At 38.5% G+C, this 13,902-nt stretch carries 11 protein-coding genes; all 11 read right to left on the reverse strand.

The window, feature by feature from the left end; translation table 11 throughout:
• Window positions 1-35: 35 nt before the first annotated feature.
• The 11 genes from INQ51_RS10070 to INQ51_RS10120 all read right to left on the reverse strand — a co-directional run bounded on the left by INQ51_RS10070 (window position 36) and on the right by INQ51_RS10120 (window position 13,817).
• Complete coding sequence (locus INQ51_RS10070; protein ID WP_233377844.1) at window positions 36-416, reverse strand: hypothetical protein; 381 nt, start codon at window positions 414-416, stop codon at window positions 36-38.
• Between the two features lie 339 nt (window positions 417-755).
• A complete protein-coding gene (locus tag INQ51_RS10075) occupies window positions 756-1,043 on the reverse strand; it encodes a hypothetical protein (RefSeq protein ID WP_233377845.1) in 288 nt (95 codons plus the stop codon).
• Window positions 1,044-1,049: 6 nt separating this feature from the next.
• Entirely contained in the window at window positions 1,050-1,451 is a 402-nt protein-coding gene (locus tag INQ51_RS10080) for a TNT domain-containing protein (RefSeq protein ID WP_233377846.1), read from the reverse strand.
• Window positions 1,452-1,871, reverse strand: a complete 420-nt coding sequence (locus tag INQ51_RS10085; protein ID WP_233377847.1) for a hypothetical protein — start codon at window positions 1,869-1,871, stop codon at window positions 1,452-1,454.
• Window positions 1,872-2,600: 729 nt separating this feature from the next.
• Window positions 2,601-3,275 carry a HEAT repeat domain-containing protein gene (locus INQ51_RS10090; RefSeq protein ID WP_233377848.1) on the reverse strand — a complete coding sequence of 225 codons (675 nt, stop codon included), beginning with the start codon at window positions 3,273-3,275 and terminating at the stop codon, window positions 2,601-2,603.
• Window positions 3,276-3,800: 525 nt separating this feature from the next.
• The gene (locus tag INQ51_RS10095) at window positions 3,801-4,202 is read right to left on the reverse strand and encodes a DUF4279 domain-containing protein (RefSeq protein ID WP_233377849.1); all 402 of its coding nucleotides are present in this window, start codon (window positions 4,200-4,202) and stop codon (window positions 3,801-3,803) included.
• Window positions 4,203-4,207: 5 nt separating this feature from the next.
• Window positions 4,208-10,252, reverse strand: a complete 6,045-nt coding sequence (locus tag INQ51_RS10100; protein WP_233377850.1) for an FG-GAP-like repeat-containing protein — start codon at window positions 10,250-10,252, stop codon at window positions 4,208-4,210.
• Between the two features lie 28 nt (window positions 10,253-10,280).
• On the reverse strand, window positions 10,281-10,736 hold the full coding sequence (locus tag INQ51_RS10105; RefSeq protein ID WP_233377851.1) for a T9SS type A sorting domain-containing protein: 456 nt from the start codon (window positions 10,734-10,736) through the stop codon (window positions 10,281-10,283).
• Between the two features lie 12 nt (window positions 10,737-10,748).
• A complete protein-coding gene (locus INQ51_RS10110) occupies window positions 10,749-11,381 on the reverse strand; it encodes a tail fiber domain-containing protein (RefSeq protein ID WP_233377852.1) in 633 nt (210 codons plus the stop codon).
• A gap of 171 nt (window positions 11,382-11,552) precedes the next feature.
• A complete protein-coding gene (locus INQ51_RS10115) occupies window positions 11,553-11,951 on the reverse strand; it encodes a DUF3244 domain-containing protein (RefSeq protein WP_233377853.1) in 399 nt (132 codons plus the stop codon).
• A 207-nt stretch (window positions 11,952-12,158) separates the two neighbouring features.
• Window positions 12,159-13,817 (reverse strand): tetratricopeptide repeat protein, encoded by a 1,659-nt coding sequence (locus INQ51_RS10120; protein ID WP_233377854.1) that lies wholly within the window; start codon window positions 13,815-13,817, stop codon window positions 12,159-12,161.
• Window positions 13,818-13,902 lie beyond the last annotated feature (85 nt).

Raw genomic sequence — 13,902 nt, forward strand, 5'->3', positions numbered from 1 at the left:
TATATTTAAAAGCCCCGGCGAACCGAGGCTTCCATTTATTTGTATTTTTCAATAAATTCCGACAATAGCTTCTTATGGCTATCTTCCTTTAAAACATAATTCTGGTTTGAAACTAAATCTATAATTAACTCCGGTGTCGAAATGATAAAATAATGGTCTTTTTTATCAATTTTAACGACTAATGCTAATTCAACATTAATTTTCATCTGAACGTGTTTCTTCACCTTCGCACTATTAAGCAATGTTTCAAAATTTTTGACGTCTTGTTTCTCTACTGTTATTTTGGCTGTATCGTTATTATGTTTCATAGGATCATTGAAAACATTGGTTAGTAAGGCTGTTGAACCTGCTTTATAAAACTCCTTAAAAACCAAAATGTCATTAAGATTAACCTGCGATTCTAAAGGTTCTTTCATACAGCACGATAATAAACAAAATATTAATAAACATTTCATTTTAAAATCCATTAGTATAAGTATAATTAAACATATAAGGTCTTAATCCATTGGCAATCTGAAAGCGTAATAAGTATGGATGTAAACCAAATACTGGTACTCCAGATAAAGTAAGACCTCTGGCAGCTTGTGTAGAACAGCCCCGCTGGCGCAAATTTGCAATTTGTGCCTTACTCTTTATCAAGATCTTTTACTTTTCCAAAACAAGGCACGGGTCATAGACCCGCGCCAGCGGGATCATATTTTTACAAACAGGAAACAACTATCCCCCTCGTCTTTATATAAAAAGGGAATGGAGGCTCAAGAATCTCCATCAATATTGCCATTCGAGTCTGATTGACTGTTTATTTTATCCTGAAGACTTTTTTCTTTTAACAATTCATCAAGTAAATATTCACAAGCTTCATCTTCATTAGGAAAATGTTTGTTATTGCATCTATTTCCTCTATCGTCAATATAAAAAACAGACCATCCATTTGAGAATTTTGAAAGTACGATCCTGTCAGGCAGCTCATATCCATCCAATGAATAATAACCTTTATTTATTCCCAACTTTTTCAGCTGTTTTTTTAGTTCTCTTTTATTCATGGATTGTTATTTTATTGGACGAATATAGCCCTTGTTCAATAAAGTCTCAATACTCATTACAGATTTATATTGTATACCGAGCCCCGGTTGATTATAAAAAGGAGCAACTACAGATGAACTTACGTCAAATGATTTTACTACCTCAAATGCGTTATAAGTTTCGGTGTTAGAGTATGGATGCAAAGACCTCATCTCTAATGGAGTTCCTTCTGGAGAAAAATAGTTACCTTTTAAGATTCCATACCTATCAATTCTTTCTCCTGGATTTAACGTTTTGGAAGTCCAATTAACAAGAGCTCCATCATTGTTGGGATATATGCGTTTCCCATCCCATGGATCTACATAGTTGGTCTTTGCCGTTTTATATGCACTATACCCTCCGGCTGCTGTTCCTATAACCAAACCCATTTAAAATCCATCAAAACCTGCATCAATACTTGATTCTAAATCACCTGTCAAGATTAAATTTGATGTAAATGCTCCTGCCCCTCCAGATAGAGAGCTTGATCCTGCACCAACAATTGCGCCTTTTAATACGGGACTATTTAGTCCATTGATTCCCCAGTTTTGCAGACCTTTTACAGCCCACTTTCCAACCGCTCCCCCAACTAGACCGGATATAGCGCCACCTATTGCTCCATTAAACCCAGATCGTAAGAAGTCTCCTGCATTCCCTCCCGCGAATGCAGTATTTAACAGGTTACCTGCCATTCCTCCCGCAGCACCGGCAATAACAGCCACCGCCAAAGGAGCTAATGTTCCGCAAGAAGCAACAACAACAAATTTAAACCTTAGTAAAGAATGTGAACAGTTTGCGCCTGTCCACATTCTTTTTATTATGAGGAGAAAGTAAGCCCCTCTGTTTCATTAAAATATTCATCTTTGGCGTAGAATTTATGAAGATTCTTTCCACAGAACGGACAAAAATTTATATTCATTAAAGGTGCCAGTAATTGAAACTTATTATAACCTAGCGTTATAAAAAATTTCACATCATTTCTTTTAAGATTGAATCTCATAGCAGATTTCTCGGAAATCAAATATTCTGAATTAAATTTAACAATTCGAATATTAGGCGCAAGTTCATTTTTAGCAGAGTAAAATCCTTCAAAATCGGAGCAACAAAACATCATATCAATTATCTTTAAATAGTTTCAAAATGTGAGGAACGACACTTGGTGTGAATTGATATTCAAGACCAAATGAACTACCATGTATACCCTTAAAGATATTCAAATCCCCGCTGGCGCAAATTTGTAATTTGTGCCTAGCTCTTTATCAAAATCTTTTACTTTTCCAAAACAAGGCACGGGTCATAGACCCGCGCCAGCGGACAGCGGGGTTCATCTGGGTAGGCACATAACAACATAGATGTTGCAATCAATAGTACTGTCATTCTAAATTGTTCCATAATTTATAGCGGAGTTACAGTTATTACATCTCCTAATTTATAAACAATTATTTCTAAATATACCCACCCCAAACAATTACACTCAAGATAAATAATTACTGATTTTAAGTATAATTGCTGGAGTGGGAAAAAATGTAAAAATACATTCAGACTTTTTTTAGATATCTATTTACCTCCTTTCTGACCATTTCATTTGAATGATTTTTAAAGGATTTAATTTTATCTTTAGCTTTAATCGATTTCATTTTGTTTAAACCGAGAATAGCCTCAACCAAAACTTCATTGTCATCAAGCAAGGAAAGTAAGATATTTTCAGACTTTTCAGTTTTAATGGTTCCCAGAGCCCTAACCAATTCAGCTCTTGATCTTCCATTATTTAAGTTTGAAACAATCTCAAATATTTCATTCACGTCTTCCATTGTCATAACAATTGCGATGGAATAACCTAAGGCCCACCTAAGACTAGCAAACTCTTTTGGTGTTTTATTGTATTCTTCAATTAACATCTTTGCCGCTTTTCCTTTTGCTTCTTTTACTGCTAATGCTCTTACAATTCCTTCCTTATTACGTGGATGAAATTGCTTTGGTAAATAACTTAACAAGATATCAATTGCAGCTGGATACGACTCTTTTGAATTTACCAAGTCCCACACCGAGGAAATGTCAATGTCAACCTTTTTTAAATCATTCAATAAATCGATTGTTTCACGGTTTAATTCAGCTGTAAACTGTTTACGGATGATTTCCATTTCTTCGATTTCTTCTTTTGTTTTAGGTTTTCGAAGTAATTCTTTAAATCTTTTTTCGATTTCTTCTATCATTTTAACATGTTTAAAATCCTGGAATTATTTCATGCCTAATATAGCCGTTATCGATTAAATCCTGCAAAGGCCCAGCTGCCGCGCGATTTGCATCGCGTGGTTCTATTCAACAACAATAACTCCATCTAATAAACCTTTTTCACCTGCATAATCAGCAGTACTACTGTATAAATAATCTTCAGCACGAAAAGCCAGTCCTTCTTTCACCGGGTTTTGATGGACATAATTAATTCTCTCATCAATTACTTTATTGCTCCATAGCTCAATGGGCTTGTTATTATGCCTCCAAAACTGGTATTTATTTACATTTAAAATAGACGCCTTCGGAATTATGAAATTTATAATTGCGGCTCATGGTTTAAATAGTACAAAAGCTGCTATTGCATACATGCAGCTTTTGCTTGTTTATTCACCACGCGATGCAAATCGCGCGGGAGCGGGGGAAAGGTTGTTAAGAATTGACTAAATAAGGCTGCTAAAAATTTCGCAGCCTTACTCTTAATCTCATTTCCTTTAACACACAAGTTATAATATATAAATATCAGTATCGATATCCGCATTTAATTTGCTGCAGATATGAATGAATCTTTTGGGCAAATAATAAGATGGTGGTTGATCATTCCCTATCCTTAAAACAATATCAAACTTTGAGCTCAATCCATATTTCCTAACATATTCAGATAATGGGATAATGTTAGGTTCAATTCTTTGAATTATTGACTCAAGAATAGGGTCAAGATATAAAGAACGGATGTACTCTGTAGAATAAATCCAGGCACTCTCTTTTCGAACCAAATTTTCCCTGACTTGGTCACCATTATTATAGGTAAGTGTCGGTTCGAAGTGCATTATTTTGGTTATTTCATCATGATCTAACGTCGAATCATGGTAAATTGAAAACTCAATCTTAATTTCAGTTTCTGCCATCTTCTTTAAAATTTTATGTTATAATCTGTCCAGATGGGATTACCCGAGCCCCCTTTAGGTAATATAACAATTTGCCCGTCGGGTAACTTATATAGATCAAAATTACTAATTTTTGCTCCTCTCCCCAGATATTCATATTTGATTCCATGAGCATCTAAGCCATTTTTTTTAAGGTATTTATCACTTATAAGCTTTGCATTAACCTTTTTTCCTTGTGCACCTACAGACGGGTATTGTATTTCAACCTTACGCTGTGGGTTCCCAGTCCATTTATTGGTTCCCGGCATCGCATTACGATACCCTTGCATGAAACCGGTAAAAGAGCCGCCGATCCCCCCCCATAACATACCTTCCTTGGACATATCCCAGGCTTTTTCTAAATCGCCCGTCAATAATATTCCTATGGTAAAATTACTTGCACCACCACCGGCAGCACCACCAATACCTCCGACAACGAGCCCTCCAATGCCCGAACGATGAGCGACCCCTATTCCATTAATAGCAAAACTTCCCATGCTTTTGGCGGCCCAACCTGCTGCGGCACCACCAAAGGCCCCTCCAATAGCCCCTGCAACACCATGTACTAATCCATTTCCTATGCCTTCCCAGAATCCCCCTTTATTTACCCAGGTTCCAACAGCTGCACCTGTAAAAGCTCCTGCACCTCCAATCGCCATGCCAGCAATAAGGGGGGCCGTGCCTAATCCTGCTGTAATTACAGTAACAGCCGCAACAACTGCAACTGTAGCAACTATTGTTACTATTGGTTTCCAGTTTTTACTAACCCATTTACCAAAATCTTTAAACCAGTTATATCCTGAGTAGTCTACATAAAGCAAAGGATTATTTAGGCAATATGAATAACGATTATAGCTTTGGGTCATGTCAGGAGCCTGAACAAATGGATCTACAGATAGAAACCTCCCCACCAGAGGGTCGTACAAGCGCCCGTTCATATTTACAATATTAAAATACGAAAGGTGTTCATGGCCTGTAAAACCGCGGTCGGCCACCAGTGCTTTGTCGTTTGAATCTAAAACATAGCCCCAATCGCTTACATTTCTTCTGCGCCCCCAGGCATCAAAACTATATTCGGCACTAACGGTATTCGATGTATTCACTTTATGGGTGATATTCCCCAGATAGTCGCGCAGCAGGTAATAATAATTGGTTGTAGTACCAACCTTTTCGGCAACTACTGGTGCCGAGTAGGCATCACCTCCAATCCAAGTGTATTCGGTAGTTGTGCTTCCTTCGGTTTGTTTTATGTACCGGCTGCCTACATACCAGCGGGTAAGTACAGCACTCCCCAAATCGGTAACCAGCATTTTGCACCGCTGGTTGTCGCTGTTGTAAGTGAAGGTTGCATGGTAGTCGTCTTCGTCGATGGTACTAACCTGCTCAAACGAATTATAGGTTGCCACCTGGTTGGCGGACGGGATAACCTGGTTGCCCGAATTGATCTCGGTTACCGCAAATGGTTTGGTGGCATGTCCGTAGGTATAGATCCCCGGTCCCAGGTCGCTTTTTGTCGTAATATTGCCATTACTGGCATAGGCCATGGTAAGGTTTTGCGGCCCGCTAACCCCTGTTAACCGGTCGAGATTATCGTAGGTAAAGGTTTCTGTTTTACTGCGCAGGTAGTTTTGCCGCGAGTAAAGGTTACCTGTTGATCCAGTAAAATTGTAGCGGTAATCCTGCCGGTAGGTTGAACCAACCTTGGCTTTTGAGTAAGTTGGATAACCGTAACTGTCGAACCCGAACTCTCCGATTAAGCTACCGCCATAGGTTGCCCCGGTAACCTGCTGGCGGGCATTCATGGTATTGATGGTGTAGCGCGTTGCCCCCCCCGCAGAGATTGAAGCGAGGTAACCGTAACTGTTGTAGTTATTGGTTTCAACTATTCCTGACGGGTGGGTGCGGGTATTTATACGTCCTTTGGTATCGTATGTAAACGAAGTTGACATTGCCGGCTGTCCCGGTATGGTTTCGCTAATTGTTGAAACCCGGCCTTTCGTGTCATAAGTATAGCTGCGGCTTACGCTGCCCGGCGAAGAAACTCCGGTTAATTGTTCGTTACTGTTATAGGTGTATGAAGTGGTTCCTTCAGGTGTAACCTTAGAACTTACACGACCATCTGCATGATAGTTATAGGTTGTGGTCTGGTTACGGGCATTCTTTTGTGTTTTTAAATTACCAAAAGAGTCGTAAGTATAAATAATTGTTCCGGCACTTGGGTCCTCCAGTTTGGATTGGTTACCTGCCACATCGTACTCCATCTTTGTTTCTGCACCGCCCGGCGAGTTAATGGTTTTGAGTTTCCCGTCGGGGTAGTAGACATAGGTAATATCCCCTCCGTAATCATGTGCGGTGGTCAACAATCCCTGGCTATCGGTTTCCTTCCAGCTTGCTTTTCCTCCGGTAGTTTCGGTTACGCGGTTTGAAGAATAGACATAGGTTGTATTTTTCCCTGATGCCCGGGTAATCCCGGTAATCCTGCCGTAGCTGTCATACGAATGAGTGTTCCATTGTGTTGGCGTAGTCGATGCACTTGGTTCTGAAACACGGTACAACTGGCCTTTGGTATTGTATTCGGTAGCAGTATAAATATACGAACCATCGAATCCAATGACATCATTTCGTATTTCACGGCCAAATATGTCATGCCACACTTTGCTCAAAGAACCATCGTTACCCGATTGCTGCACATAAAATGAAGCATAGGAGGGGCCACCTGTCAATCCCCAGTTATAGCTGGTGGTGGTAACAAAACCGTCAGCCTGTGTCTGGGTAAGCTGCCTGCCCATGTTATCATAGGTGTAAGAGACAGTATTGTTCAGGTAATCTTCCTCTGACGACAAGCGCCCATATGTATCATAGGTCATTGTAGTAACATGACCCATCGGGTCATTAATGGTGGCAACACGTACACCGTCCGTCTGGTAGGTATAATTGGTTTGCTGTGCTCCAACATCAGCGGCATAAACGTACAATTGTTTCAGGTTGCCGTTACTGTAATAATCATGATTCTTATAGTAATATTTGTCGGTTCCTTCATAATATTTTATGTAGTCAGGTTTTAAAATACCATCGGTATAATATGTATAGTTTACTGTCTGGGTAATGGTTGTTTCACCCGATTTTTGAGAACTGACCTCAGAACTGTTAAGTTTGCCAATGTACCAGGTTGCAGCATCATTGGTATATTGGTTCGTAGTTGTTTCTGTAACACCATTGTTGAAACTTTTCCCTATTACTGTCGGATTGCCATAGGTATCGTAAGTAAAGGAACTGGTTACCTGATGATCCGTTAATTGATTTCTTTGTGTAGAAGAGTACACATAAGGAAAGATAGCAGAACCAGATGTTGTTTTATAAGTCCACAAATTAAATATAGAACTCATCATTGTACTTCCGGCCTTATTAACTGAACTGGAAAGAAATGGGAAAAACTTACTGGTATTGTAACCGTAGGTGGTTTCAGTACTCATATTATTGGCCACATCGGTAACGGTTTGTTTTGTGTGGCACAAGAACCCTTTCCCCTGGCGGTGAATTTTAGCCCCCTCAAACTTATAGGTGGTTGTATTTTGTGACCCCCGACCGTTATCGGTCAATACAGATTTAACAATCTGCAGTGGTCCCTGGAAATCCATAACAGGAAATGATGCTCCCGTCCATTTCACATAAGTCGTTCCGTATTCTGAGATAGATTGGTAGCTGATTTTTGTCAGATCATTAAGACCGTTTCCAATTTTCTCTAAAAGTATATTGTTCTTACTCCCTGATCTGTAAATCTGGTAACCGTTCCACCAGGGCGATTCCCCATCAGTACAAAGAAAATCTGTTCTGCCATTACCATAAAAATCAGCGACATAATAACCGTGTGATGTTGGAGGGTAAGCAGGCAGGGTATTTGTATAAAAATCAGTTCCATTATTTTTCGTAATATAAAGTTTTGTTCCGCTCCAACTTTGGTCAGGAGAGCTAACCATCAGATCTGTTGCCCCGTCACCATTGAAATCACCTAAGCGTACATAATCATTTTTAAGGTTACTCTTTTTCTTTGGGATATAATTGGTCGTAAAACCGGTACCGGTAGATAAACAAACCTGCCAATCGGACCAATCGTAAGTTGTATAACCATATACAAACATATCGGTTTTACCATCAGCATTAAAATCACCCAGGGTAAAGTGGTGAGTATTTTTGGGCCAGGAAGATTCATAAATCACTGTCAGCCGAGATCCGTCAAACTTATAGATTTTAGTTCCACTATCCGTAATGCTCCAAATATCAACTTTCCCATCACCATCAAAATCGGCACTTAACACTTGGTCTGCCAGGCTTGTTATGCCCCCGGAGGCAATGGTTCTCATATATGTACCCAATCCTCCTGAGGTATTTGCCATGGTCAATATTTTATAGTTTCCTGCGGGATCATTTAGGAAAATATCATTAATGCCATCTCCATTATAATCAGCTCCGGATATTTCATTATCATCTTCTTGCAGGTTAATATGTCTGCGCACTTTTCCACTATAACCTGTTCTGGATCCATAAGTCTGAGAGGTGAGACTTACCGGAGAATTAAAAGATGTACCACTAAAGAGCAAATAATAAAAAGTTGAAGTGCCTGAATTAACAATCTCGTACAAGACATCATCTTTCCCATCACCGTTGATATCCAGGGCACGAATATCCCCTAGTTTATTAATATCAATACTTGTGGTTTCCGAGAATCCTAAATTGAAGTTATCATTACCATCTCCGTAATACACTTTCATTCCTGTCCAGGTTGCTCCCTTGCCAGGATCAGGCAGGCATAAAAAATCAGCTTTACCATCGCCATTGTAATCACCTGTTACCAATTTTGATTTATAGGTAACATAACTATGAGAAGTATTGTAAAGTTCCTGAACAAATGCAACATCATCGGGTGTACTATAAGTAAACGCTGTGGAGTTATACCTGCTCGAACCAATTCCATACTCAATTACTTCATTAAGCACAGAATGGCGTGTGTAATTGCTATAGGGATAATTGTATTTGAATTCATATTTTTTAACAACACTGGCATTATACTTAACCTCAATTTTGTCAAGAATAAGGTCCTGCACCAGTTTCGCCCCAAGCAGATAGGATATTTCTTTATCTGAGCGTTCTTTGTAGTAAAACGTTACAGTGTTAGGTCCGTATTTAATCTCACCAATATAATTGTGCCCGTTAAGTTTTATGTATTCGTATTCGATGGTATTACCATAAACATCAGTGATCTTTTTTATGTACCAGCTCATCGCCTGTAAATAAGAGTAACCATCAATGACCTGTTCGGCATCGCTTCCATTGCTTTCACCATAATTACACTTTAGGCCATTTTTAGTTCTTACTTCGAGATAATCCGGCCCCCAACTTATTGATTGGGTATAACAGGTAACATTACTGAAGATGTCATTTTCTGTTCGGTACTTTGAGCCATTCCCGCCGTATGATCCTGATACACAAACAAGGCGCTGGCCGTCTATTGATAGCCTATCGGTAGAAGTCATATCCACCCCTATGCTTGTCCCATCATAGTAATAGGTCTGGGGACTACGGGTTATCACCGAAAGTCCGCCAATATCCCATCCGTAACCTGCAACTCCTGTCCCCGCTAAACTACTGTAGTTAAGCGACAATTCAGGTTGTAGTCCGGCAACTCCCGGGGGTAAATCCAACGGAATGGAATACGTAGCCCCACCAACAGGGTTTACATTAAAGCTTCCGTTTGTGGTTCCAACCATGTAGGAAGTATTCAGTGACCTGGTCTCCGGATCAACAACAGTGTAGTTGTAATAAATTGTTCCTCCCACTACAGGGGCTACGATTTCTGCTGTTAAAGTACCACCACTGGGGGTGTAAGAATAATTTGGGCCAAAGGTGATACTGTTTCTGGCCTGATGAGTCTTAGTTCCTGATTCGGCAGAAGTCAACGTAATGTCAAATTCTTGCGCATAACCAGTGCCTATACCCATCAAAAACATGATGAACAGAACGTATATTTGTCTCATTTTTAGTCAAATAAGTGTTTTGAGTAATTTAGTCCTTAATGATTTTCCAATCCACAGATTCTTGTCCGTTCACAATCTTCATGATGTACATCCCGGAAGGTTGGTTGGATAGATTAATTGTACTGGTTGGACCGGAAACAACTTTATGAATAATCTGTTTCCCTTGCAGGTTATATACAACCAACGTAGGCTTGATATCTCCAATATCAGGAATCTCAATCTTTAATAAACCTTTTGTAGGGTTGGGATATATTCTGATATCGAAACTTGACAGTTCGGCTTCAAATGTTTTTTCTTCATTGGCAGCAGAAGAACTGGCTGTAATCTCAGCACTTTTGGTTAAGTCAATAACCCTTTCAGTTCTGTTTCCGCTTGCATCATAAGTAAACACAAAAGTAGTATCCCCACTCATCCCAAACGACGGTACACTAACAATAAGCAGCAGGAAACAGATTACCGGAAGAAAGTAATATTTTCGCTTCATATTTTATTCCTCCTATTTTTTCGAGCCTTCAAGTTTCTCAATCCTTGCCCTTAAATCATCAATCTCAGCTTGCTGTTCCTGTACAGCTTTAATCAAAACAGGGATAAATTCAGTGTAGCGAATACCCAATGTACCGTCTTCTTTCTCTGTTACAATCTCCGGGATTATTTTTTGTACCTCCTGGGCTATTAGGCCCAATTGTTCAGTTGCAGCCTTTTGTGCAATTTTTGCATCCGCTTTTTCATCGCCTTTAAGCTTTGGTTTTAGTTTATAATAAACAGGATGTAACAGAAGCAACTTGCTTTTAATATTGGGTAAATCCCTGATATCCGTTTTGGCATTAATATCCGACATGATTACAGGGTTGTAGTTAAAATAGGCTTGTGTCGCGTAAAGTTCCTCCCACATAGAGCCATTGTCGCCAAGCATACTATAACTTGAATAAGAGGGAGATAGAGTCCCGTATTGAAAAGTTAATTCACTGCCTCCGTCATTAACCCGAAAGGTACCATTAACATCAAGCTGGTAGCTTGGAGAGGTATTGTTGATACCAACTTTACCGGTACTGTTTACTTTTATTTGGGAAAATCCATTAAAGGAAAGGGCTAAGAAGCCCAGAATGAAAAGGAAAGTAGTTTTTTTCATAATTTTGAGTTTTTTAGTGTTGCTATTGGGTTGCCGCCCGGTAGCGTTATTAGTAATCTTTGAAGAAAGCCCGGACTTTTCCGGGCTATGTTAACACTTAAGAGGATATAGATTGCTTGTTCTCTATATTACGAATGCTGATTATTGTACAAAGCCTTTTTGTTTCAATCGTTATTCAATTCCGAATGTACCGTAGATAAATTGTCCGGTGGAATTTGTAAACCGGATTTCATAGGCACCATTATCCCAATTGGATACATCGATTGATAAATACTCCTGTGTTTGTGTATCTACACTTTGTGAATGAACAATGGCTCCGGATTCGGAAGAGACCTCAACTTCTATAATACCGATATTATAAAGGAAAACAACGTCAAGGCTATTCAAGCCAATTGAAGCATAAATTGGCGTTTGCTGCAACGATCTATTAGTTGTTTCATCCAAAGAACCTCTCAGATCAATTTCTTTTTGATCATCGCTTTGGTTGAGAAGATTTAAGCTAGAAGACTCACCAATGTTTGGGGTTAGCAATGCAAGCAAGATGAGTAAAACCAGGGATAACTTTTTCATAATTTAAAGATTTAACAGTTGGTGTTTTTGATGGGACAAACCTATAAGAGGAAAAAACTTTAAACAAGGAAGAATATAGGGAATAAAGTTTTTTAAAGCTCCAGGAAAACCACTATCCTCTTACGTACAGTACATTACCCCTAACTGAATGGATACACTATAAAGTTTTTATTTGGTATGAATTGGTATTTAGGGGATGGTTCTTAACTAAATATAATTCTTGTTGTTCAAAAAATTACGAATGTTGCCCCTGCTTTGTATTCCTAGTTTTCTTCTAATGATACCCTTTTTAATTTCTACAGTATTTAACCGATAATTCAAAACCAGCGCAATTTCAGTATTGTTAAAGTCGGCATAAATTAAACAGCAAATACGAAATTCAGACTCGTCGAGCTGAGATGTCTGTTCTCTTAATTGCTCAAAAATACCATTACCCGCATTATTCAGTGTTACGAATAATAAATCCCAATCCATTTCTTTGCGTCCATAAACTACTTCGTTAAATTTAAGAAGCAAATGTTCTCCTTTTTTTCGTTCATCCTCTTTCAGGTATTTTTCAAGCAAAGCTGTCTTTTTTAAAATATCTAAATGTCGGATTAGCACATTTTTATACGAATTTTCCCTTTCGTCGTATTTACTAACCATCTCATGCATTTGTAATATTTTGTGCTCGGCCTCTCTTAATTCTTGTTCGCGGGTTACTGCTCTTCTGTAAAGCCAAATTATTAGCAGAGAAGCAAGTAATAACAGCATTAAGAAAAAAAGTAAAAGCCTTTGTCGTTCCAATAAAAGCTGTTTGTTGTTATTTTCAATGAGTTGAAAATTATATTTTTTCTCAACTTCCAAAATTGCATCGTTCTTGTTGTCACTTATAATTTGAGCCAGGTGTTTGTTATAAAGTTTATACTTGTCGAGTGCTTCTACATAGTTTTTATCTTTTTCTTCAATAGCCGACCATGTTGCATATATATTGGCAGTAAGGTAATTTTGATGCTCCCCGGGAAGATAGGTTAAGGCCTTTTGCAAGTAATAAATTGCTGAATCATTTTTATTCTGTAGCTCATAAACACGGGCAAGGTTGGAAGTCAGCTTTGCATTATTTAGGGAATCGGTAGAAAACGTCAGAGCCTGGCTGAAAAAATAAATTGCTTGTTCATAGCGTCCAATTTCCCTGTATGCCACTCCTAAACCCTGCCTTATTGCAATTTGCTGACTTTCAATCCCATATTTATCAGCCATACTTAATCCCTTATTGTAATAAATAAAAGCACTGTCGATTTTCCCGCTTATGAGCAGACTATTGCCAATAAATTTCATAGAAATTACCTGGTTCTTATGATTCTGGGCTAGATGGAAATATTCAGAAGCTTTTTTAAAACGAACTATTGCCTCATTGTTAAGATGCTGTTTGTAGTAAAGATTTCCAATAGCATCCTGACATAATCCTTTTAGGTTAATATTTTTACTTTGTTTCAATTGCTGTTCAGTTTCAAGAAATTCCTGCAATGCTTCCTCATATTTCTTTTGCTCCTGATAAACTCTGCCGCAATAGAATGTAGCTAAAGCCGTTTCTTCTGTCTTCTTTTTGTTTTTGTAATAATCGCGAACGGTAAAGATCAAAGAGTCGGCCGTGATATCTTTGGAGTTTTTATATTTAGCCTGTATTTGTAGAAGGTAATATTGATAATACAACGATTTCTTCAGGGATTGAGGATTCGGAATTTCTTCTAATAAAATTAGGGAACTATCAGGATATTGTTCTATTGCAATTGCTGCCCTCTCAAATATGTACCCAATCTGTTCTTTCTTACTGGGGCTCCCAAACAACGGAAATAATAACGTAAAAAGAAATACTCTAGTGTACATTTGTCGCAGGTATTTTAGTAATGTTAAAAATAGGCAAAATGCCTATAGGGTTAAATAATTTCTTAAAGAAACGGATGAATAAATT

It is taken from the genome of Maribellus sp. CM-23 (assembly GCF_021354595.1).
GTDB lineage: Bacteria > Bacteroidota > Bacteroidia > Bacteroidales > Prolixibacteraceae > Draconibacterium.